Source organism: Paenarthrobacter ilicis (assembly GCF_016907545.1).
In the GTDB taxonomy this organism is placed as follows: domain Bacteria; phylum Actinomycetota; class Actinomycetes; order Actinomycetales; family Micrococcaceae; genus Arthrobacter; species Arthrobacter ilicis.
Map to the genome: position 1 here is coordinate 3,747,943 of NZ_JAFBCD010000001.1, position 20,785 is coordinate 3,768,727.

General features: G+C 62.6%; 27 protein-coding genes. 12 read left to right on the top strand and 15 right to left on the bottom strand.

Features of this window, described 5'->3' with window-relative positions:
• Nucleotide 1 precedes the first annotated feature (1 nt).
• Entirely contained in the window at nt 2-790 is a 789-nt protein-coding gene (locus JOE60_RS17100) for a 5-oxoprolinase subunit PxpA (RefSeq protein ID WP_204814956.1), read from the bottom strand.
• Nucleotides 791-1,076: 286 nt separating this feature from the next.
• Here JOE60_RS17100 and JOE60_RS17105 point away from each other — a divergent pair, with 286 nt between their 5' ends.
• Together JOE60_RS17105 and JOE60_RS17110 are read left to right on the top strand one after the other, a co-directional pair.
• Nucleotides 1,077-2,021, top strand: a complete 945-nt coding sequence (locus JOE60_RS17105) for a LysR substrate-binding domain-containing protein (protein ID WP_167268576.1) — start codon at nt 1,077-1,079, stop codon at nt 2,019-2,021.
• Between the two features lie 126 nt (nt 2,022-2,147).
• Nucleotides 2,148-2,369: a hypothetical protein gene (locus JOE60_RS17110; RefSeq protein WP_167268574.1), complete on the top strand. Its 222-nt coding sequence runs from the start codon at nt 2,148-2,150 to the stop codon at nt 2,367-2,369.
• A gap of 155 nt (nt 2,370-2,524) precedes the next feature.
• On the opposite strand, the gene JOE60_RS17115 is transcribed toward JOE60_RS17110, so the two are convergent.
• Nucleotides 2,525-3,199: a 4-carboxy-4-hydroxy-2-oxoadipate aldolase/oxaloacetate decarboxylase gene (locus JOE60_RS17115; RefSeq protein ID WP_167268572.1), complete on the bottom strand. Its 675-nt coding sequence runs from the start codon at nt 3,197-3,199 to the stop codon at nt 2,525-2,527.
• A gap of 25 nt (nt 3,200-3,224) precedes the next feature.
• Nucleotides 3,225-4,433: an aspartate transaminase gene (locus JOE60_RS17120; RefSeq protein WP_167268570.1), complete on the bottom strand. Its 1,209-nt coding sequence runs from the start codon at nt 4,431-4,433 to the stop codon at nt 3,225-3,227.
• 270 nt (nt 4,434-4,703) lie between these two features.
• Here JOE60_RS17120 and JOE60_RS17125 point away from each other — a divergent pair, with 270 nt between their 5' ends.
• Together JOE60_RS17125 and JOE60_RS17130 are read left to right on the top strand one after the other, a co-directional pair.
• The gene (locus JOE60_RS17125; protein WP_239528898.1) at nt 4,704-5,312 is read left to right on the top strand and encodes a hypothetical protein; all 609 of its coding nucleotides are present in this window, start codon (nt 4,704-4,706) and stop codon (nt 5,310-5,312) included.
• Entirely contained in the window at nt 5,309-5,668 is a 360-nt protein-coding gene (locus JOE60_RS17130; protein ID WP_167268568.1) for a nuclear transport factor 2 family protein, read from the top strand. Before JOE60_RS17125 ends, JOE60_RS17130 begins: the two co-directional genes overlap by 4 nt.
• A 6-nt stretch (nt 5,669-5,674) precedes the next feature.
• On the opposite strand, the gene JOE60_RS17135 is transcribed toward JOE60_RS17130, so the two are convergent.
• The 6 genes from JOE60_RS17135 to JOE60_RS17160 all read right to left on the bottom strand — a co-directional run bounded on the left by JOE60_RS17135 (nt 5,675) and on the right by JOE60_RS17160 (nt 12,166).
• The gene (locus tag JOE60_RS17135; protein ID WP_167268566.1) at nt 5,675-6,478 is read right to left on the bottom strand and encodes an aldolase/citrate lyase family protein; all 804 of its coding nucleotides are present in this window, start codon (nt 6,476-6,478) and stop codon (nt 5,675-5,677) included.
• Nucleotides 6,463-7,248, bottom strand: coding sequence for a 2-oxo-hept-4-ene-1,7-dioate hydratase (gene hpaH, locus JOE60_RS17140; RefSeq protein ID WP_167268565.1), 786 nt, complete (start codon nt 7,246-7,248; stop codon nt 6,463-6,465). The genes JOE60_RS17135 and hpaH overlap by 16 nt, the downstream gene beginning before the upstream one ends.
• Before the next feature lies 1 nt (nt 7,249).
• Entirely contained in the window at nt 7,250-8,347 is a 1,098-nt protein-coding gene (gene hpaD / locus JOE60_RS17145; RefSeq protein WP_167268563.1) for a 3,4-dihydroxyphenylacetate 2,3-dioxygenase, read from the bottom strand.
• A 25-nt stretch (nt 8,348-8,372) separates the two neighbouring features.
• Complete coding sequence (hpaE, locus tag JOE60_RS17150) at nt 8,373-9,884, bottom strand: 5-carboxymethyl-2-hydroxymuconate semialdehyde dehydrogenase (protein ID WP_167268561.1); 1,512 nt, start codon at nt 9,882-9,884, stop codon at nt 8,373-8,375.
• Nucleotides 9,885-9,969: 85 nt separating this feature from the next.
• Nucleotides 9,970-10,650 carry a GntR family transcriptional regulator gene (locus tag JOE60_RS17155; RefSeq protein WP_167268560.1) on the bottom strand — a complete coding sequence of 227 codons (681 nt, stop codon included), beginning with the start codon at nt 10,648-10,650 and terminating at the stop codon, nt 9,970-9,972.
• Nucleotides 10,643-12,166, bottom strand: coding sequence for a fumarylacetoacetate hydrolase family protein (locus JOE60_RS17160; protein WP_167268558.1), 1,524 nt, complete (start codon nt 12,164-12,166; stop codon nt 10,643-10,645). Before JOE60_RS17160 ends, JOE60_RS17155 begins: the two co-directional genes overlap by 8 nt.
• 146 nt (nt 12,167-12,312) lie before the next feature.
• Here JOE60_RS17160 and JOE60_RS17165 point away from each other — a divergent pair, with 146 nt between their 5' ends.
• A complete protein-coding gene (locus JOE60_RS17165) occupies nt 12,313-13,008 on the top strand; it encodes an alpha/beta fold hydrolase (protein ID WP_167268556.1) in 696 nt (231 codons plus the stop codon).
• Between the two features lie 28 nt (nt 13,009-13,036).
• Here JOE60_RS17165 and JOE60_RS17170 read toward each other — a convergent pair whose 3' ends face one another.
• The gene (locus JOE60_RS17170; protein WP_167268554.1) at nt 13,037-13,474 is read right to left on the bottom strand and encodes a hypothetical protein; all 438 of its coding nucleotides are present in this window, start codon (nt 13,472-13,474) and stop codon (nt 13,037-13,039) included.
• A gap of 408 nt (nt 13,475-13,882) precedes the next feature.
• Here JOE60_RS17170 and JOE60_RS17175 point away from each other — a divergent pair, with 408 nt between their 5' ends.
• Together JOE60_RS17175 and JOE60_RS17180 are read left to right on the top strand one after the other, a co-directional pair.
• On the top strand, nt 13,883-14,152 hold the full coding sequence (locus JOE60_RS17175; RefSeq protein WP_167268552.1) for a GlsB/YeaQ/YmgE family stress response membrane protein: 270 nt from the start codon (nt 13,883-13,885) through the stop codon (nt 14,150-14,152).
• Nucleotides 14,145-14,405, top strand: coding sequence for a hypothetical protein (locus JOE60_RS17180; protein WP_167268550.1), 261 nt, complete (start codon nt 14,145-14,147; stop codon nt 14,403-14,405). Before JOE60_RS17175 ends, JOE60_RS17180 begins: the two co-directional genes overlap by 8 nt.
• A 42-nt stretch (nt 14,406-14,447) precedes the next feature.
• Here the strand turns inward: JOE60_RS17180 and JOE60_RS17185 are convergent, their stop codons facing one another.
• From JOE60_RS17185 to JOE60_RS17205, 5 genes are all read right to left on the bottom strand, one after another.
• On the bottom strand, nt 14,448-15,149 hold the full coding sequence (locus JOE60_RS17185; RefSeq protein WP_167268548.1) for an EAL domain-containing protein: 702 nt from the start codon (nt 15,147-15,149) through the stop codon (nt 14,448-14,450).
• Nucleotides 15,150-15,249: 100 nt separating this feature from the next.
• The gene (mtr, locus tag JOE60_RS17190) at nt 15,250-16,659 is read right to left on the bottom strand and encodes a mycothione reductase (protein ID WP_167268546.1); all 1,410 of its coding nucleotides are present in this window, start codon (nt 16,657-16,659) and stop codon (nt 15,250-15,252) included.
• Between the two features lie 54 nt (nt 16,660-16,713).
• Nucleotides 16,714-17,520 carry a DUF1206 domain-containing protein gene (locus JOE60_RS17195; RefSeq protein ID WP_204814958.1) on the bottom strand — a complete coding sequence of 269 codons (807 nt, stop codon included), beginning with the start codon at nt 17,518-17,520 and terminating at the stop codon, nt 16,714-16,716.
• A 110-nt stretch (nt 17,521-17,630) separates the two neighbouring features.
• On the bottom strand, nt 17,631-17,834 hold the full coding sequence (locus JOE60_RS17200; protein ID WP_167268543.1) for a hypothetical protein: 204 nt from the start codon (nt 17,832-17,834) through the stop codon (nt 17,631-17,633).
• A 227-nt stretch (nt 17,835-18,061) separates the two neighbouring features.
• Nucleotides 18,062-18,346 carry a hypothetical protein gene (locus tag JOE60_RS17205; RefSeq protein ID WP_167268541.1) on the bottom strand — a complete coding sequence of 95 codons (285 nt, stop codon included), beginning with the start codon at nt 18,344-18,346 and terminating at the stop codon, nt 18,062-18,064.
• A gap of 201 nt (nt 18,347-18,547) precedes the next feature.
• Between JOE60_RS17205 and JOE60_RS17210 the strand changes: the two genes are divergently transcribed.
• Genes JOE60_RS17210 through JOE60_RS17230 form a run of 5 tightly spaced genes read left to right on the top strand, consistent with a single transcriptional unit; the run spans nt 18,548 to nt 20,751 of the window.
• Nucleotides 18,548-19,036, top strand: coding sequence for an Asp23/Gls24 family envelope stress response protein (locus JOE60_RS17210; RefSeq protein WP_167268539.1), 489 nt, complete (start codon nt 18,548-18,550; stop codon nt 19,034-19,036).
• The gene (locus tag JOE60_RS17215; protein ID WP_167268537.1) at nt 19,033-19,224 is read left to right on the top strand and encodes a DUF2273 domain-containing protein; all 192 of its coding nucleotides are present in this window, start codon (nt 19,033-19,035) and stop codon (nt 19,222-19,224) included. The genes JOE60_RS17210 and JOE60_RS17215 overlap by 4 nt, the downstream gene beginning before the upstream one ends.
• Entirely contained in the window at nt 19,221-19,571 is a 351-nt protein-coding gene (locus JOE60_RS17220) for a hypothetical protein (RefSeq protein ID WP_167268534.1), read from the top strand. Before JOE60_RS17215 ends, JOE60_RS17220 begins: the two co-directional genes overlap by 4 nt.
• The gene (locus JOE60_RS17225; RefSeq protein WP_167268532.1) at nt 19,568-20,149 is read left to right on the top strand and encodes an Asp23/Gls24 family envelope stress response protein; all 582 of its coding nucleotides are present in this window, start codon (nt 19,568-19,570) and stop codon (nt 20,147-20,149) included. Before JOE60_RS17220 ends, JOE60_RS17225 begins: the two co-directional genes overlap by 4 nt.
• The gene (locus JOE60_RS17230; RefSeq protein WP_167268530.1) at nt 20,146-20,751 is read left to right on the top strand and encodes a hypothetical protein; all 606 of its coding nucleotides are present in this window, start codon (nt 20,146-20,148) and stop codon (nt 20,749-20,751) included. Before JOE60_RS17225 ends, JOE60_RS17230 begins: the two co-directional genes overlap by 4 nt.
• The last annotated feature ends 34 nt before the right edge of the window (nt 20,752-20,785 follow it).

Consider the following 20,785-nt stretch of genomic DNA (forward strand, 5'->3'; position numbering starts at 1 on the left):
GTCAGGCCACCTTCTCCCGTGCTGCCATGACCTGGGTCAAGGGTGCGATCCGGACGCCGGCGGCGAGCAGTTCCGTCCGGATCAACCGCGCGAGTTCCACCGCCCCGGGGTTGTCGCCGTGCAGAAGGACGGTGTCCACGGTGATATCGATGTCCACCCCGTTCGCACAGCGGAGTTTGCCTTCGGCGACCATACGGAGGGTCCGGTCCACGATCTCGGTGGGATCGTGAAGGACGGCACCGGGCTGGCTGCGGGGAACCAGTGTGCCGTCTTCCTGGTAAGCGCGGTCCACAATCCCCACGATGGCGACGTTGAGGCCTGCTTCGCGGGCCGCTGTGGCCAGTTCGCCCTCTTGGGCTACCACTGTGAGGCCGGAATCCACGCGGGCGGCCGCCTCGGCAACAGCCTTGGCATAGTCGGGCCGGACGGCCACCAGGTTGCCAAGCCTGCCGTGGGGTGCAAGATGTTCCACCTTGGTGCCGTGGAAAGCGGCAAAAGCGTTGAGCGCACCCAGCTGGTACAGAACATCGTTCTGAACTTCTGCTGCCGTGAGGCCCATATCCCGGCGGCCGAAACCACGCAGGTCCGGGAAGCTGGGATGGGCGCCGATGCCGACGCCGCGGCGAACGCATTCGGCGACGGTGGCGGCCATAATATCGGGATCGCCGGCGTGGAACCCGCAAGCGATATTGGCGCTTGTCACGATGTCCAGGAGCTCGGAATCGTCGCCGATGGTGTAGGCGCCAAATCCCTCTCCCAGATCCGCTACAAGATCAATCATCGGATTCACGTGATTCTCTTTCCATGGCTTTACTGTTGGGGAAGAAGAAATTCAGGAAGTCAATTGAATTTCCCCTTAAGGGAAGATGCTCCGGGAAACCAAAGTGTTGCCTGAAGTTCTTTCCAAAAGTCTCGCATCGGCCGGGCATGCTGCACAAAGACCTATTCACTATCCCGTGATAGGTCTCCGTTATGACCTGCACCACGCTGTACTGTGGCATGGGTCCCACAGCGGCTCCGGATAGAATTTTCCCCACGGCATGCCACCGGGGACGTGGCCCTCCAGGAAGGCAAACATGGATACGCGCAAGCTCTCCTACTTCGTTCAAATCGTTGATTCGGGCAGCATCACCAAGGCAGCAGCGGCACTCCACATTGCCCAGCCGGCACTCAGCCAGACCGTGTCCGCTTTGGAGAACGATCTTAAACAGCGCCTGCTGATCCGCAGCAAGCAAGGCGTGGAACCCACCGCGGCCGGACATACCCTTTACCGGCACGCGCAGTCGATCCTGCGTTTGGTTGAGCAGGCCAGGCAGGATGTCGCCTCCTCGGGAGCGGCGCCGTCCGGCAGGGTGTCCATCGCGATCGCCCCTTACAGCATGGCCTCCAGCCTGACCCCCCAGATCATCAGCGAAGTGGGCCGCAGGTACCCGGATATCGTGGTCCATCTGACGGAAATATTCGGCGGGGTTCTCAGTGAAGCCATCAAGAACGGCCGCTTGGACATGGCCCTGATCTACGAGCCTGGAGCCATCCGTGGCGTGCAGTTCACCACCATGATCGTGGAGGACCTCCACCTGGTGGTGCACCCTGACGCGGACGTCACCCACGGCAAGGACACCATCACCCTTGCCGAAGCCAGCGCCATCGGATTGTTCCTTCCCGAGAAAAACCACACGCTGCGCCAGCTCATCGAAAAGGGCCTGGCAGACCAGGACTTGCCGCTCCGGCTGGTGGGCGAGGTGGAATCGGTGCCGTCGTTGACCCGGCTCATCCGGGCCAACCTTGGCGGGACCGTATTGCCGAAGTCGGCAGCGGACGCCCTCTTCCCGGACCAGGACTTCAAGGTGCTCCGGATTGTGGAACCAGGCCTCCAGAGCAAGATCGCACTGTGCACGCCGGATCATGAACCGCTGTCCGAAGCGGCTTCGGCCGTGCTCCTGGTGGTCAAGGAAATGCTCCACCAACAGCTCATCACCAAATACGGAACAGACCCCGTGCAACTTCCTGCACATCCATAACAAACCCTTATCCGTACAGACAGCTTTGGTCTTATTCAAGACCGCTGTAATTTCCTAAAATCGAATCAGCCAGCAATTCGATAAAAGCAGTCCGCTTTCATGTGGACGCGTTCTAAGGAAATAACGGTGAAAAAGATCAGCACAGCCGGTTGGGTGTCGCAGCCAACCCGTGAAGCAATCAGCGCACGGACCGGATTCCACTGCCCGCGCAATGGATTCTGGCGGCCTGTGGGCGGTATTGGCGAACCGCTGTTCATCTTCGAAGGCAGCCTGATGCCCACCCATGCCGGCAAGAGCATCGAATGGCACATGGTGGATACCCGCCCCGGGCACTCCGCGCTCGACTGAACCCGGCACCTGCCGGACGTACGCCCGGTGCCGGCCACCCGCCGTCGTGCATCAACAAATCGACCACACACGGAAGGCGCCTTGCCCACTGGCAAGGCGCCTTCCCGGCGTCAAGCGCCTTCCGTGCGTCCGCTGGCTATTGGGGTCCTGGTGGATCAGTCCTCCACCAGCAGCCCCTTTTCCTTCAGCTTCTCGGTCAGCCCGCAGAGCTCGATGGTGTTGCCGCCATCGTGGTAGAGCTTGATGAGTTCGCGCTCGTGGTCATCGCGCGCCTGGGACAGGTCGATCACTTCCTCGGCCTCTTCGCGCCGGACCACCACGACGCCGTCGGCATCGCCCCGGAGGATGTCGCCAGGGTAGATGATCTCGTCACCGAAGACGATCGGGTGGTTGATGGGACCCAGGGTTTCCTTGACGGTGCCCTTGATGCTGACGCTGCCGGAGAAAACGGGCAGGCCCAGCTCGATCAGGTCCTGGGTGTCACGGACGCCGGAATCGGTCACCATGGCCGCGATCCCCTTGGCTTTCATGGCGTTGCCCAGGACGTCGCCGAACGTGCCGGCCTCAGCCATTTCCTGCGCACCCACCAGCACAACATCGCCGGCTTGCGCGTAGTGGATGGCCACCTGCAGCATGAGGTTGTCCTGCGGCGCGCATGCAACGGTGACAACCGGACCACAGAAGGACATGGAGCGATCGATCGGCTTGATCCTGGAACTCAAGGCGCCGCGGCGGCCCTGGGCTTCATGGATGGTGGCGGAGGAGAACTTGGCGAGGCGCGCCACCACATCGGCTTCCGGGCGCTCGAACTTGGTTTTGACGTGGATCATGGTTGGTTCCTTGGGTTGGGTGGGGCTAGTTGAGGTTGTTCACGGCGTCGCGGATGGAATCCACTCCGGCGGTGATGGTTTCCAGCGAAGTGGCGAAGGAAATACGGAAGTACGGGCCCAGGCCGTAGGCAGAACCCTGGATGACAGCCACGCGGGCAGCGTCCAGGAGGTAAAGCGTGAAGTCCTGGTCATTGGCGATAACGCGGCCATCCGGCGCGGTTTTGCCGATCACACCCGAGCAATTGACGTAGGCGTAAAACGCGCCGTCCGCCGGGGCCACGGACAGCCCGTTGATGGAATTCAAACCGTCGACGGCGGCGTCCCGGCGTTTCCGGTACACCTCCACCGAGTCACGGACGAAGGACTGGTCACCATTGAGGGCAGCTGCGGCGGCCGCCTGGCTGATGGACGACGGGCACGACGACGTCTGCGATTGCAGTTTGTTCATGGCCGCGATCAGCGGAGCGGGACCCACTCCGTAGCCCAGACGCCAGCCGGTCATGGCATAAGCCTTGGACACGCCGTTGACCAGGAGGATCCGGTCCTTCAGCGCAGGCACCGCCGAGACCAGGCTGGTGACGCGACCTTCGCCGAAGTAGACCTCATCGTAAATCTCGTCGGTCAGGACAAAGACGTGCGGGTTTTCCGCCAGGACAGCGCCGAGTGCCTGCAGTTCCCCGCGGGAGTAGACGGCGCCTGTCGGGTTGGACGGTGCGTTGAGGATGACCCATTTGGTCTGTGGCGTGATGGCCGCGCGCAGAGCTTCCGGGGTGAGCTTGAATCCGACATCCTCGCCACAGGGGACGATCACCGGAGTGCCATCGTTGGCCAGCACCATGTCCGGGTAGGACACCCAGTAAGGCGCCGGGATGACCACTTGGTCACCCTCATTCAGCGACGCCATCAGCGCCACGTAAAGGACCTGCTTAGCGCCACCGCCGATGGTGAGCTGGTTTGCGCCGTAGCCCAGGCCCGTGTCCCGCTCGATCTTGTTCAGGATGGCTGCCTGAAGTTCCGGTGTACCCGTGACCGAGGTGTACTTGGTCTCTCCATCTCTGATGGCAGCGACTGCGGCTTCTTTGATGTGGTCCGGAGTGTCGAAGTCCGGCTCACCAACCGTCAGGTCGATGATCGGGATGCCGTCCGCTTTGAGTTCGCGGACGCGGGCGGCAGCGGCAACGCTCGCAGAGGACTTGATACGCGTGACCCTCGACGCCGGCAGGAAGTCGGACATGTCTCCTCCAGAAAGATGGAACCCGGGACGCGCGGATTCGCGAATCCCCTTTTTTCGAGACTAGGGATCCGGGCGCGCCGTGGATAAGACCTAATGTGCGTGGATCTATAAGGGCGCCTTATGACGCGGGTTCCCTCCGGCGCATTTCCGCAACTTTGGCGCCCAGTGAGTCACGTAAACCAACCACATCCATGCACTTTACTTATGGGTTCACGCGGTTTTGGTATTTCCATGCGCGGGTAAACGCTGCCTAGATTCGAGGAGTCAAAAGTGTCCTTGGTCCTCGTCGAAAGGGAGCACATGCCAGCCCGGACCCGGCCCGTACAGGGGCGTTCGTCGACCGGAAGGTACACCTACCGCGCCAACACGTCCGCCCGTCCGGCGGCACCGAGCACTGCCGAACACGCCCACCTCGCCCATGCGCTGGGCGTCCACCGGCAACTCCTCTCACACGCGGCCAGTTCCATCAGGACGTTGACGGCGGCGCGGAACGACATGATCGCGCAGGCAGTGGAAGACGGAGTGTCCCTGACTACCCTTTCAACAGTCACCGGCCTGAACATCAGGGCCGTGAGGACCATCGCCTTGGCTTATGACGATCTGCACCCGAGCGGACTCCCCCGCGGCGCACATGTTGAGGCATTGAAGAAAAAGAGCAGTGAGCTCCGGGCTGCGGAACAGCATCGGGGACAGATCACCGAACAACGGGAAGCGCTGATTGTCCTTGCGCTCCGGAACCACGTGTGCGACGACCTTGAGCTTGCTTCGCTGACAGGGCTGACCCCGGACCATATCCGCAGATCAACACGGGGAATCACCCGGCCAAACCATCAGTCGCCGTTGAACCCTGAAGCCGTGAAGGGTAGAACGGGTAGATGACCTCTGACGTGAACTCCTGGATGGACAAGTACCAGCACGCCTGGACGTCCAATGAGCCCGGCGACATCAAGGCACTCTTCACGGAGGACGCCGTCTACAACGATCGGCCGCACACCGGCAAACCCTGGAACGGACACCAGGAGATTGTTGAGCACTGGACCGGCGATTCCGTGGACCAGCCGGGAGACTGGACCTTTGAGTGGACTCTCATGGGCATGGACGGCGATACCGCCTTTGTCCAAGGGCTCACCACCTACCTCAACGGCCAACCCACCTACGACAACTTGTGGGTCATCCGCTTCGCCGAAGACGGACGGGCACGCGAATTCACCGAGTGGTACATGGCCCGCAAGTAACCGCTGTCAGTAACTCTCACGCTCCGCCGTCTCTGACACGGGGATGAACTTCGCGGCGAACCCTTCCGAGGCCCGGGCCAGCACCGCAACATCGGCGCCCACCAGGACAAAGGAGGCACCGGCGTCGAGGTAGGCGCGGGCGGTCGATTCGTTGAAGGCGTTCACGCCAGCCGGTTTGCCGGCCGCTGCTGCGGCTTGCAGGCAACGCTCGACGGCGGCCCTCACCTCCGGATGTTCCTGCTGTCCCAGCAAACCCATGGAGGCGGCCAAATCGGATGGGCCCAGGAAGATGCCGTCCACGCCATCGACGGCCAAGATCTCCTGGACTGCCGAAACAGCAGCTTCGGACTCGATCTGGACGGTGAGGCTGATGGTACCTGACGCAGAGCCGAGATAGTCCGGAACCCTGTTCCAGCGTGCGGAGCGGGCCAGCGCCGAACCGACGCCGCGGATGCCGTGCGGCGGGTACTGGACCGCGGCAACCGCAGTTGCGGCGTCAGAGGCCGAGTTCACCATGGGCACCATGAGGTTCTGCACCCCGAGGTCCAGGTATTGCTTGATGACCACAGGATCGTTCACCGGCGGGCGGACCATGACCTGCACCGGGTACCCACTGACGGCGTGCAACTGGGAGAGGATCGATTCGAGCCCGTTGGGGCTGTGTTCAGCGTCGATCAGCAACCAATCAAGCCCGGATCCGGCGCAGATCTCTGCTACCAGGGGACTGCCGGAGCACACCCACATGCCTGCCAGCGGCCTTCCGGCATCACCCAACGCGGAGTAGAAAGTGGGGCTTAGTTGAAGTGGCATGTGACAACTCCCAGTGGTCCATAGTCAGCGTGCACGGTATCGCCTTTGTACACCCACAGCGGGCGGGTGAAGGAACCCGCCAGGATGATGTCCCCGGCTTTCATGGAATCACCGTGCGCGGCGATCTTGTTGGCCAGCCAGTGGACCCCGTTGGCCGGGTGGTCCAGCACTCCGGCTGCCACTCCGGTTTCCTCGACGGTCTGGTTCTTGTACAGGATCGCGGAGACCCAGCGAAGGTCGACGGCGTCCGGCCGCACCGGGCGGCCACCCACCACCATGGCGCCCATCGCAGCGTTGTCGGAGATGGTGTCCACGATGGTCCGGCCCTCCATCTCGATCCTGGAGTCCAGGATCTCAAGAGCCGGAACCACGTAGTCGGTGGCATTGAGGACATCGAAAATGGTGCAGCCTGGGCCTTTCAACGCGCTTTTCAGCACGAACGCCAGTTCCACCTCCACCCGTGGGTGCGTGTACTGGTCCCACTCCACGGAGCACCCTGTGTCCAGGACCATGTCATCAAAAATGGCACCGTAATCCGGTTCCGTGATGCCCGTGGCGGCCTGCATGGCCTTGGACGTCAAGCCGATCTTCCGCCCCACCAACGTGCGGCCTGCTTCCTCATTCCGCCGCATCCACAACTGCTGCACGGCATAGGAATCCTCCACCGTCATCTCCGGATAACGGGCAGTCAGCCGCGGCACCGGCTTGCGGTTCCGCCCCGCTTCCACCAGTTCATCGGCTATGGCTTCGATCGTCTTTGCGTCCAGCATTTTAGACCTGCGCTCCCAATTTGAAGCCCTCGGCAGCTTCACCGGAAGCGGCATCGGGGCGGGTGTAGGAGAAGCCATCGGCGCCCACGGTGACGGCCATTTCGGACTTGTCTTCGCGTTCGATGATGGGCTGCGGGTTGCCGTCGAGGTCCAGGACCAGGGAGGCTTCCGTGTACCAGGACGGGACCACAGGGTTTCCCCACCAGTCGCGGCGCTGGTTGTCGTGGACGTCCCACGTGACGGTGGGGTTGTCCGGATCACCGGTGTAGTAGTCCTGGGTGTAGATCTCTACGCGGTGGCCGTCCGGGTCAAGGATGTAGAGGTAGAACGCGTTGGATACACCGTGGCGTCCGGGGCCGCGTTCGATGCGGTCGGAGATGCGCAGGGCGCCCATCTTGTCGCAGATCTGGATGATGTTGTGCTTCTCGTGCGTGGAGAACGCAATGTGGTGCAGGCGCGGCCCGTTGCCGCCGGTCAGGGCGGTGTCATGCACGGTCTGCTTGCGGTGCATCCACGCGGCGTACGTGACGCCGTCGGAGTCCTTGATGTCTTCGGAGACGCGGAAGCCCAGATCCTCGAGATAGGCCCGGCCGCGCGGGACGTCCGGGGTGACCTGGTTGAAGTGGTCCAGCCGGACCAGCTCCCCTGCGGAGTAGAGATCGTAGCGCTGGGTGAGGCGTTCCACGTGCTCTACGTCGTAGAAGAACTCGTACGGGAAACCCAGCGGATCTTCCACGCGGACGGAATCGCCCACGCCCTTGGTGAAGCCTTCCTTGCGGCGCTCCACCCGGCAGCCCAGTTCACGGTAGTAGGCCTCGGCGGCGTCCACTTCGGCCGGGGACTTCACCCGGTAGGCGAAGGCGGCAGCCGCGGCAACCGGTCCCTTGCGCAGGACCAGGTTGTGGTGGATGAACTCCTCAAAGGAGCGCAGGTAGATGGTGTTCTCGTCTTCCTCGGTGACGTGCAGGCCCAGGAGGTCCACGTAGAACGCGCGGGACTTGGCCAGGTCGGTGACCACCAGCTCGAGGTAGGCGCAGCGGACAATATCCGGGGCAGGAACCGTGGGGGTGGGGATGGGGCCGGTGAAGTTGTTGCTCATGATGCTCTCTCTTCGTTGAAAGGACTTAAGCGCCGAATTTAGGGGTGTGAACAGAGCCGAGCGTGATGTGAACGGCCTGCTGGTCGGTGTAGAAATCGATGGAGCGGTAGCCTCCCTCGTGGCCCAGGCCGGAAGCTTTAACGCCACCGAACGGGGTGCGGAGGTCGCGGACGTTGTGGCTATTGAGCCACACCATCCCGGCCTCCACGTTCTGGGAGAAGTTGTGCGCCCGGGTCAGGTTCTGGGTCCAGATGTAGGCCGCCAGGCCGTACTTGGTGTTGTTCGCCAAGGCGAGGGCTTCGTCGTCGTTCTCGAACGGCGTGATGGCCACAACGGGACCGAAGATTTCCTCCTGGAAGATCCGCGCGTCAGGCGCGACGTCGGCAAACACCGTGGGTGCGATGTAGTTGCCTTCGGACAGGTGGTCGGGCCTGCCGCCGCCGGCCAGGAGCCGGCCTTCGGACTTGCCGATCTCCACGTACGACGCCACCTTCTCGTAGTGCTCCGGGTGGACCAGTGCACCGACCTGGGTCTTGGGATCGTGGGGATCGCCCACCACGATGTTCTTGGCACGGGCGGCGTACTTTTCGCAGAATTCGTCGTAGATGGCTCGTTCAACCAGGATGCGGGAGCCGGCGGTGCAGCGTTCGCCGTTGAGGGAGAACACCCCGAACAGCGCCGAGTCGATGGCGGCGTCCAGGTCGGCGTCGGCGAACACGACGCACGGGGACTTGCCACCGAGCTCCATGGACAGGCCCTTGAGGTTTTCGGCGGCGTTGCGGAAGATCGTCTGTCCGGTGGTGGTTTCACCGGTGAAGGAGATCAGCGGAACGTCCGGGTGCTTCACCAGCGCGTCACCGGCTTCTTCGCCCAGGCCGTTGACCAGGTTGAACACGCCGTCCGGGAGGCCGGCGTCTTTGAAGATCTGAGCCCAGAGGGAGGCGGAGAGCGGCGTGAACTCGGCGGGTTTCAGGACCACGGTGTTGCCGGTGGCCAGCGCCGGGGCCAGCTTCCAGGACTCCAGCATGAACGGGGTGTTCCACGGGGTGATCAGGCCGGCGACCCCGATCGGCTTGCGGTTCACGTAGTTGATCTGCGAGCCCGGGACCTTCATGGCGTCGTCGAACTGGGCCACGATCAGGTCCGCGAAGAAGCGGAAGTTCTCGGCAGCGCGCAGCGCCTGGCCCTTGGCTTGGGTGATCGGCAGGCCGGTATCGAAGGTCTCAAGCTCCGCGAGGCGCGCTTCCTGGGCTTCCACGGCGTCGGCGATCTTGTTCAGCACGCGGGCGCGTTCGCGCGGCTTCATCTTCGGCCACGGCCCATTGACGAAGGCTTCACGGGCGGCGGCGACGGCGAGGTCGATGTCTTCCTTTTGGCCGGCCGCCGCGGTGGCGTAGTTGCCATTGGACACAGGATCCAGCACGTCAAAGGTCTTTCCTGACACGGAATCAACGAACGCACCGTTGATGAAGTGCTGGATGTGGGTGGGCAGGTCCTGGGGGACGTAGTGCTTGGAGGTTTCTACTGAGGTCGTCATCGTTGTCTTCCTTTTCTTCCAACGCGGGGTCACTTATGGCCCATTCGAGGCGGGTTTATGGGCCGTAAGTGACCCCGCGTTGCTTTTACGTGGTGGTGGCGAGGTACGCGTCCAGGGTGGCGGCGCGGTGGTGTCGGGCTGCTTTTTCGATGGTGTCGGCGTCCGCCGCACTCTCAATAAGTTGCAGCAGGGCCTCATGTTCCCGTACTGATTCCTGGGCGCGTCCGGGGACGAACCGGAACGTGGACGATCGCAGGGACGCCAGCCGGTTCCAGCCCCGGTGGACCAGGTCCAGGATGTGCGGGTTGGGGCAATGTTCAAACAGGATGCTGTGGAAATCCTGGTTCAGCGTTGTGAAGCGGACGGGATCAAAGTGGTCCAGGCATTCACGCATTTCCATGTTCACCGCGCGTGCCCGTTCAATGGTGGCCGGATCGATCAAGGGTGCGGACAACGCTGTGGCAGCACCCTCCACGATGCTGAGGGTCTGCATGGTGTACAGGTACTCGGTGGGGTCGATTCCGGAGACCGTCGCGCCGACGTTCCGCTCGAACTTCACCAGCCCTTCGGCCTCCAGGCGGCGGATTGCTTCCCGAACCGGGACCACGCTGAACCCCAGGTCCTCCGCGATCTTGGCAAGCACCAGCCGGTATCCCGGGGTGTAGGTGCCCTGGATGATCCGCTCCTTGACGGCCGCGTAGGCCTGCTGGGACTTGCTTTCAGGATTGGCTTGCAAAGGCGAACTTCCGACGGCGGTTTCAGTCACTATGGGCTCCTTCCGCGGTGTGCTGGCGAGCGGACCACTCCTGGAAGCGCGCCTGCCATTCCTTGTTCATCGGATACAGCCCATCAACACTGTTGCCCTCTTGGACCATCTGGAAGATGAAAGACTCTTCCTTTTCCTGCTGGATTGAGTCGTCCGCGAGTTCTTCGGCGATGGCCGGCGGGATCACCAGGATGCCGTCCGAGTCGGCCACAATGATGTCCCCGGGCTGCACAGTGGCTCCACCGCACGCGATGGTGATGTCCGTGTCCCACGGAATGTGGCGGCGGCCCAGCACTGCCGGGTGCGGGTTCGCGAAGTAGGTGGGCATCTCCAGGTCAGCCACAGCCGAGTAGTCGCGGACACCGCCGTCGGTAATGATCGCGGCAGCTCCCCGGACCTGGGCACGCAGCGCGAGGATGTCGCCGACTGTGCCGGTTCCCTTCTCGCCGCGGGCTTCCATGACCAGGATTTCGCCTTCCCTCACGGAGTCGATGGCGCGCTTCTGGGCATTGAATCCGCCGCCATGGGTCTTGAAGAGATCCTCGCGGTTGGGCACATAGCGCAGGGTCCGGGCCAGGCCAACCACTTTGCGGTCCGGTCGGGTGGCCTGCAGGCCATCGATGCTCACGTTGTTCAGCCCGCGCTTACGCAGCTGGGAGGACAGGGTGGCGGTAGCAACACTTTCCAGCTTCGCCTTCAGCTCCGGTGCCAACACACTCGCGGCAGGTGCCGGTTCCGAAGCCTCCAGGCCGGCGGCTTCGCGCGAACCGTACGCCTCTTCCCGCTGGGTGTCATCGGTCTTGGGCCGGGCACCAAAGTCCGCGAACGGCGTCGTACCTTCGGTTACTTTGGTGGCCAAGCGGCCACTGCTGAAGTCACCGCCGGTGACCTCAATCTCGACGACGTCACCCGGCTTGGCCACCGAGGCGCCGGCCGGGGTGCCGGTGAGGATGATGTCGCCCTCTTCGAGCGTCAGGAGCTGGGAAAGGTCCGCCACGAGCTGCGCGAACGGGAAGAGCAGATCCTCGGTGGTGTCGTCCTGTACGAGATCCCCGTTGTGCCAAGTGCGGATCCGCAGCCGGGTGGGGTCCACGGCATCGGCCGGGATCAGCGCGGGACCCACCGGAGTGAAACCGTCTCCGCCCTTGGACCGGACGTTGGAGCCCTTGTCTGCGTAGCGGAGATCGTAGACGCCGAGGTCGTTGGACGCAGTAACCCATTCGACGTGGCTCCAGGCATCCTCGAGACCAACCCGGCGGGCAGACTTGCCGATCACCAGGGCGATCTCGCCCTCATAGCCGAGCAGTTCGCAACCGGCGGGGCGCTCAACCGTTCCAGTAACATCCGCGGAGCCGAGCGCCAAAGACGAGGCCGGCTTCAGGAAGTACGACGGCTGCTCAGGAGTACGCCCACGCTGCGCGGCACGGCTGGGGTAATTGATGTGGACGGCAATGACCTTGCGCGTCCGGGCCAGCATGTCCTGGCTTAGTTCCTGGGTCCGGAACTCCAGTGTCACGGCGCCTCCTCTTCGTCGAGCTGCATCAAGTATGAAATCATATACGATAACTATCACCACTGTGGCAGCTCCCGTCAACCCCCGGTTTGCCTGTTTCTTGCCGGAACGTCCTGTTCCCTGTCGGTGGGGTCCCGTAGGGTACCCGCATGGACATCATCCTCGTACCCGGATTCTGGTTGGACGCCTCCTCTTGGGAAGGGGTGACTCCCGCGTTGGTGGAAGCAGGCCATTCGGTGCACCCGCTGACGCTCCCGGGCCTGGAGTCACGCGAGTCCCCCAAGGCAGGCATCGGTTTGCAAACCCACATCGACGCCGTGGTTGAGAAGGTGGACAGCTTGGGGGGTTCAGTCATCCTGGTGGGCCACTCGGGTGGGGGTGCCATCATTCATGGCGTCGCCGATGCCCGTCCGGACCGAGTGGCGCGGGCAATCTACGTGGACAGCGGGCCCCTTGGAGAGGGCGGTGTCATCAACGATGAGCTGCCGGAGGAAGGCGACAGCATTCCCCTGCCCCCATGGGAAGCCTTTGAGGACGAAGACCTGACAGACCTGACACAGGAACTGCGCGACGCCTTCCGCGCACGGGCCATTCCCCAGCCCAAGGGGGTGGCGTTCGACCAGCAGCACCTGCACAATGAGCGCCGTTACGAAGTTCCCGCGACGATTATTGCCTGCGAATTTCCGTCATCGCTTCTCCAGGAGTGGATGAACGCGGGGCACCCGTTCACTGCCGAGCTCGCCCGGATCCGCACCGTTGACCTGGTGGACCTGCCCACTGGTCACTGGCCGCAGTTCACCAAGCCCCGGGAATTGGGGCAGGCGATTGTGGCGGCCGCGGGGTAGGTCGCATGGACCATGGGGTAGGCCGGAGTCATCGATCCTTGGGTGGACGCGTAGTGGTTGCCGGGCCTTCAGGCGCTGCGCCACCCTCGCTGGTCCAGTCCGCACCGGTCGAGTCACCCAATCCCGGGTCCGAGACGACGTCCGGAGTGCCGGTGGGAACTGTGGCGACTACGGGCTTATGACTCCCGGAGCCCGCGGCCGTTTCACCCTTGGATTGGCCGAGACCCGGAAGAAGGTTCTCCGCCTTTTCAAAGAGCTTCTTGCCGGCGTCAAAAAGATTGTCCAGTATTTCAGGAACTGTTTCCTGAACCGTTTCGGTGGCCTGGTGGACATTGTCCTTAATCTCGGGGTCCGTCAGAACCTTGTGGGTACCACCGCGAATCTTGCGGTATACCTCAGGCCAGGACTTTGATCCCCAGACATAACCGACTGCGACGCCGGCGGCGAACATGACTTTCCCTTTCACAGGAATCACCCCTCTCCAGAGTTTTATTGTTTGACAGTAGTCTTCAGCCCCCGCGCTGTCACGCGGACTTCCTGCTACGCAGAAGTTCAGGGTCGACTCAGCGCCATACCCTCCGATACCGCGCCGTTACAAGAGTAGAGGACAGATCACGGATTAGACAGGTTGCTTGCTACTTGGCCGGAGAGCCGCTAGCGTTGCTGCTGTACCGCCGCACTCGGACATACGGCAGTAATGGCCGCTGAACGTTTGCAATAACTTCATAGGGGATTGAGCCACCGTTTCAATCCCCATATTCCATAGGGCCTTCACGGGCCCCATTTCGGTGCCTTCACGTTGGAACAGGTACCGGTGAACTGAACACCCTCATGACGTTCATGGAATTTCCATCAATGAGAAAGTAGGAACAAAATGGGTTTCTTGGGATTTCTTCTTCTTGGCCTTCTTGCCGGCGCAATCGCCAAACTTATTCTTCCCGGCCGCCAGGGTGGCGGCTGGCTCGTAACCCTCCTTCTGGGCGTTGTTGGCGCACTTTTGGGCGGGTGGATCGGCGGCCTCATCTTCAACACGGGCCTGCAGGACTTCTTCTCCCTGACCACATGGCTGCTGGCAATCGGCGGCTCCATCATCGTGCTTCTGATCTACGGCCTGGTTACCGGCCGCAGGACCCACCATGGCTGATAACCACACCCCCGCTGCTGACAGCGAAGACCTGGAAGGCCAGTATGTTGAGGGTGACTATGGCGATTCCGGCACCTCTCCCGAGACGCTGAAAGAGGACGCCGGAGGCGACTACACCGCCGGAGATTACGCCGAGAAGCTGGTCCCGTCCTCAGAGGCTGAACTGGACGAGGACAACACGGAAGATACGCCGGCGGACCGGCCGTTCTCGTCCGAACCGGACGAGGAAGCCTCAGGCTCAAGCCGCACCTGATTTCCACGTCAGAACCAGTAACAGCCAGGAACCCGGAGACCGCTAAGGCAGTCTCCGGGTTCTTTGCGTTGACGGGAGTTGCTCAAAGGCCGGACGGGCAAACCAATAGCCTTGGAAAAGTTCCACGCCGGCCTCCTTGAGAGTCAGGAACTCGGCTTCGGTTTCGACGCCTTCCGCCAGAATCCTGATATTGAGTTCCCTGCCTATCTGGATCATGCCCGCCACTACTGCCCGACGAGCGCGGCTGGCGTCGATGCCCCGGATGAGCTCCATGTCCAGCTTGATCAGGTCCGGTTGGAAATCGACCAGCAACCCCAACCCGGCATGGCCGGCTCCAAAATCGTCCACTGCCGTGACAAACCCCTGCTTGCGATACTCCGTGACTATTGCCCGGAGATGGGCGGGGTCGGACACCTTCTCGTTCTCAGTGAACTCAAACATGATGGAAGACGCAGGGAATCCACATCGCTGGGCAGCCCGCAGCGTGGCTTTGAGGCAAGCGGCAGGTTCATACACCGCGTTGGGCATGAAGTTGATGGAGAGCATCAAGTCTTCCCCCGGAGGGAACAGTGCGGATGCCAGCTCAATCGCTTTGACGCGGCACTGCTGATCAAAACGGTACTTTTGCGCGGGGGTTACCTTAGCCAGAACTTCCGGCGCTCCCTCCCCGCCCACTCCGCGGACCAACGCCTCATAGCCCCACACGCGGTCCGCAACGGAGTCATAAATCGGTTGGAACGCCATGCTGAAGTCAACGTCAAGAGTTTCAGGGCCCGAGCAACCCGCACATGTCATGACCGGGCCACCTGATGGAGCGCGGCCAGGGCAGCGCGGCGACTGGAGATCAGCTGAACTCCAGTCCGAGCACCGCATTCTCGGTTACCTCGGGAAGTGCCGGATGAATCCAGTACTGCTTCTCCGCGAAATCACGGAGATCCAGGTCATAGGCCAGGACGGTAATCATCTGCTGGATCAGCGTTGATGCCTGCGGGCCCAGGTAGTGGGCTCCCAAGAGCTTGCCGGTATCGCGATCAGCCACGAGTTTGCAGATCCCGGTGGTGTCTTCAAGGGCCCAGCCATAGGCAACGTCACCGTAGTTCTGCACTTTGGTAGTTACGTTGTGGCCCGCTTGGCGGGCTTGCGATTCCGTCATTCCCACGGTGGCCACCTGGGGATGGGTGAAGGTGGCGGCCGGAACGTTGCTGTGGGGCATCGTCTTCAGGCTGCCGGGGTTGAGGAGGTTGTGCTTTACCGCGCGCATCTCGGCGTTGGCCACGTGCTTGAGCATGTAGGGGGATGAGACATCCCCCAAGGCCCACACACCCTCGGCGGACGTGGACCGTCCGTACTGGTCAACATCAACCCGGCCGTCGTCGGTCATTGCTACTCCCCCGGACGCCAAGTCCAGGCGGTCCCCGTTGGGAATACGGCCGGCGGCGACCAACAGCACCTCCCCCGTGGCGGAGGAACCGTCGTCGAGCCTGACAGTGACGCCATCGGCGCCCTGTTCAACTCCCGTGGTGGTCCGCCCGGCCCTGACATCAAACCGCTCCACGGCCAGGTCATTGAACCTGCGGTGGAGATCCTCGTCCAGGTAGCCCAGGAGGGTGGACCGGGCAATGATGGTCACCGCGCAGCCGAGGGCGTCAAAAACATGGGCCATTTCCATGGCGATGTAACCGCCGCCGATGATCACCATGGACTTGGGCAGCTCCGGCAGCCGCATGATGTCCTGGTTGGTGTAGTAGCGGACCCCCGAATCGGAGATGACGTCCGGGATCATGGGGCGCGAGCCTGCAGCGATGACAATCCGCTCCCCCGAGATGGTTTTTTGCTGGTCACCCTGGCCTGTTCGCAGGGTTCGTTCGCCAACAAACACAGCGTGCTGGTCATAGACGTCAATGGTGGGAGTTTCCGGACCCCGCCGGTATTCCTCTCCGGCAGCAGCGATCGGATCGATCCGATCGTCAAAAATGCGAGCCACCATTCCTTGCCAGTCCACGGAATTGACCTGGGCATCAAGGCCCAACCGTCCGGACTCCGCAGTCTCAAGGGCAGTATCAGCCGTGAGCACGAACATCTTGGAGGGAATGCATCCGACGTTGAGGCAGGTGCCGCCGAAGGTGCCCTCCTCGATGATGGCGATCTTCTGGTCCCCGAATTCGGGCCCGGGAATGGAATTGCCGGATCCTGTGCCAATGATGACGAGGTCGTAATGATGGTCCACGGTGGTGGCGCCGGAAGCAGAGTGCATGGAAGGTCCTAACTCCAATGGAGGGTCCTCCAACACTACTAAACGAAGACCCTGCTAAGTCTTCAGTGTCCTGGCCTTGACCATCAGGAAGACACCGTAAGCGATGAGTCCCACGGCCACCGCTGCCAGCAAGTAGGGCCCGTACGGCTGTTCCTTGAGGGCCTTCAGGCTGCCGTCCAGTCCCGTGGACTGCTCGGGTTGGGCGCGGACCGCGGCGATCACCACCAGCAGGCCCACCAGGAACAGGGCTATGCCCTTGGCGATGTAGCCCACCACGCCCACTCCCCTTTGGACCTTGCGCACTGTCTGCCCGCTGGACAGCTGCAGATCCTTTGTGAAGGTTTTCCTGAATCCACGCACCGCAAACACCACTCCGGTGATGGCTATGGCGGCGCCCACCGCCACCAGCAGGAACACCCCGAATGGCGCCTTCATGAGGGCGGCTGTCCCATCGGTGCTGGACTCACGGCTGCTCTGGCCGTTGCCCATCACGAAGGAAACGATCGTGGCGGCCAATCCCGCGAACACAACGGCTTGGCCGGCGGCGGAAAGCCGTTTAGTGAGTTTGTTGTCGGACTGGTTCCGGTAGCCAAGGACCGCGTTGCCCAGTTGCCACAGCGCCAGGACGGCGCAAGCGGCGAAGCAGGCCCAGAGAAGAACCGGACCCACAGGTTGGCTGGCAAGTGAGGCAACAGCCCCGGAAACGTCGGCTTCACCGCTGCCCCCACCCACCGCGAGTTGAAGTGCGATCACACCGATCAACAGATGCAGCAACCCGCTGACGGCAAAGCCGGCCCGGGCCACCATTGCAAAGGCATGCGAGTTCGAAGCCTCCTCGGCCACGTCAGCAGCCTTTTTCATCTCCTCTTTGATGACACGCCTCCTTGGTAACGGACTGCACACCATGGTGCCACCGGAAGCACTTCAAAACCACGAGGCGGCGCCCACCGCCCTGGTTCTGGAGGAAGGGCCTAGAAACCTACTACTGACTGCGGCCAGATACTCCGGAGTCCAGCACCCAAGGGATTGTATTGTTCACGCACTGTGACCACGGCCCGTGCTTGGCCGGCCACGTCGCCAACAGCCAGCATGCCGTCCGATGCACCCGAACGGGACTCGGACCTGGTGTAGGCGGCGCCGGAGTTGATGGACGAATCGGTGATTTGGTCAGGCATGGCAGCTGTCCTTCCGGGAGTTCCCTCAACCGTGATGGCTGATGCTTCAACCATGGTGCGGGGTACTCAAGAACAACGCCGGGTCATCTCAAGATTGGCTCAAGGTTTATGGATCACGACGGCGGCTGGAGCCTGGGGGTACAGCCCACCGTTGGAACGGAAGGGAAAGGAGCCGGTAGCCACGCTGCTGGACCGCCGCCTCCCGGTTTATCCCGGGTTCGGCGTCGTCAGCCGATCAGTTTTTCCAGTTCCGCGAACGGCAAACCGGAGGCGATGGAAAGATCCGGGAGCCCAGCCCCCGCCGCCGCGGCGTCGCGCAGGGCCTGAAGCAGATCGTCCTGGGCCGAATCCATTTCCCACTGCAGGCTTTCCACCCGCGCCGAGGCGGTCCACACTTCGCCCAGGAAGCCGGTCCTGACGGCTGGCGCCGTGTGCACGGTCAGTTCCGCGTGCCCCTGCAGGACGTCGGAAATCGTTCCGTTCTGCACTTCTCCGCTGATTACCGCAGTCATGTGAAGCCCTTCCGTTGCGTTTTACCTTGAAAGACTAGTTATATGTCAGTCTAGGTAAATGCGCTACTCCATGTCGCTCGGAAGTACTTTTTTGAACATGATGCAGGTCACACAAAAAAGAGCGTGAGGATTCGCGTGCCGGACCCGTCTTATTCATGAAGGCGCAAACAGCGCCCCATACAACGCATAGGAGTGAATGCAATGACCAACCAGACGCACACCCCCGCAGACGTACCCGCCAAGAACACCGCAGCCACCGCACCGGAGCAGCACACGGGTTCCGAGCTCAGCAAGGGCAAGGACGGCCGGGGCGCAACCACGGTTGCTGACGGCGTTGTAGCCAAGATCGCAGGCATCGCCATCCAGGAGATCCCCGGCGTACACGCCCTGGGCGGCGGCGCAGCCCGGGCCATCGGAAACCTCCGCGAGAAGGTAGGCCAGAAGGACCTCACACAGGGCGTGAGCGTTGAAGTAGGCCAGACCCAGGTTGCCGTGGACGTGACCTTGGTGGTCGAGTACCCGCACCCCCTCCAGGAAGTCGCCGACGCCGCACGTGACGCCGTCTACAACGCCATCGAAGACCTGGTGGGCATGGAAGTCACCGAAGTGAACATCACCATCACCGACATCCACGTTCCGTCCGAGGACAATGACGACGATGACGCCGACCGTGAGCCGAGGGTCGCATGAGCCCCACAGTATCCGGCCTGGCAATAGGCGCGGTCCTGGCCATCGTTGGGCTGGCATTCGGATTCTGGGGAATGCTGCTGACAGCACTCTTCATGGGCATCGGAGCGGTCCTGGGCCGGTCCGCCGAGGGAAAGCTTGACCTTCGCGGGGTGCTGGACGCCCTCCGGGGCAAGCGCTCCTCCACATGACCAGGGCAGGCCACACCCGGATCGCCCGGACAGCCCTGCAGAAGACAGTGGAAGCGATCGCGGCCCGCGCTTACCGCGTGGACGTGAACAGCGTCAAAGCCGACCTGGATGACGACTCCGGAAAACTCGGCGTCAGCATCTCCGTGAAGCTGGCCATGCCACTGCTGCAGGCAACGGGCAGTTCCGCAGGGAACTCCCCGCGGGCCACGGTCTTCGAGAAAGCACAGGCAGTGCGGACGGAACTCGTGGCCCGCGGTCGGGAACTGACGGGCATGGAACTGGGACGCGTGGACATCAGGCTCCTGGGAGCCAAGACACAACAGCCAAAGGAAGGGAGAGTGCAATGAGCCAGGACCGGATCCTCCGGCGCATGGTCCGCAGGGAAACCCACTCCTCGCGGGCGCTGGCCTCGGTAATAGCGGCAAGCATCCTGATCGTCACCTTCCTTTGGCTGGCACTGGAGTACATCCTCTGGTTGCTCAAGGACCAGCCCCTGTTGGCCAGCCCCGCCCAGATGCTGAAGTGGCTGGTGGACCTTCCGGCCACCACCCTTCCCGCGGGCATGGTTGCCACAGGAGCGGGGCTTGGCATTGTGGGACTCCTGGTCATCGGATTGGCCGTGGGCAGGGGACGCAGGTCACGGCGTGCGCTCGCCAGCGAGCGCACGGCCACGGTAGTGGACGACGAAGTGATCGCCGCAGCAGTTTCGAGCAAGTCGCGGCTGGCTGCGGGCCTGGCCCCCGGCCAGGTGACAACCACCGTTGGCAACCGATCCGTACGCGTCCAGGTGCGTCCGACGTCGGGCGTCACCATGGACCTTGACTCGGTCAAAAAGGTGCTCGACGACGAACTGGCCACCTACGCGCTGGACCGTCAGGTCACCCCGAACGTCCGGGTATTGAACGAAGGGGTGGTAGGACAATGAGGCAGACCAACCGGGCTTTGAACCGCCTCCTGTTGGCCCTTCTGGGAATAGTACTGCTGGGAGCCGGAGCCGCACTGATCGCGGCCGGAACCATCCCGGGAGTGGCCACCACGTGGGCGGACATCGGAAAGAACGTCACAGAGCAGGTCCGCACCCTGGCCACCACCGCTCCCTTGCCGGAGCCGGTACGGAGCTGGTGGCTGGTAGCCGGCGTCGTGATCCTCCTCATCGGAGCCGTGCTGGGCGCCGCCTGGCTCGCAGCACAAGGCGGAGGCCGCACCCCGCGGGCAGCAGAGAAGTCCGAGGGCTCCGACGGGCGGACGGTAGTGGATGTGGGACTGATCTCCTCCGCCGTCCAGGAGGCCCTGAGCGGTAACCGCGATGTCTTGGCATCCTCCGTTTCGGCCTGGGAAACCCGGCGCGGAACAGCACTGAAGCTCCGCATGGAAGCCCGCCAAGGAACCTCCCCCCGGGAATTGGCGGACACCGCTGAGCAGCTGGTCAAGGAAATCGATGCATGGTTGGGCCATCCAATGCCAGTGCTGGTGCGAATCACCAGTGGCGCCCGTGCCAAGGTGTCCGGTTCCCGCCGTGCCAACTGACCCGGCAACAACAGCTTTTCACCTGAAAGAACGC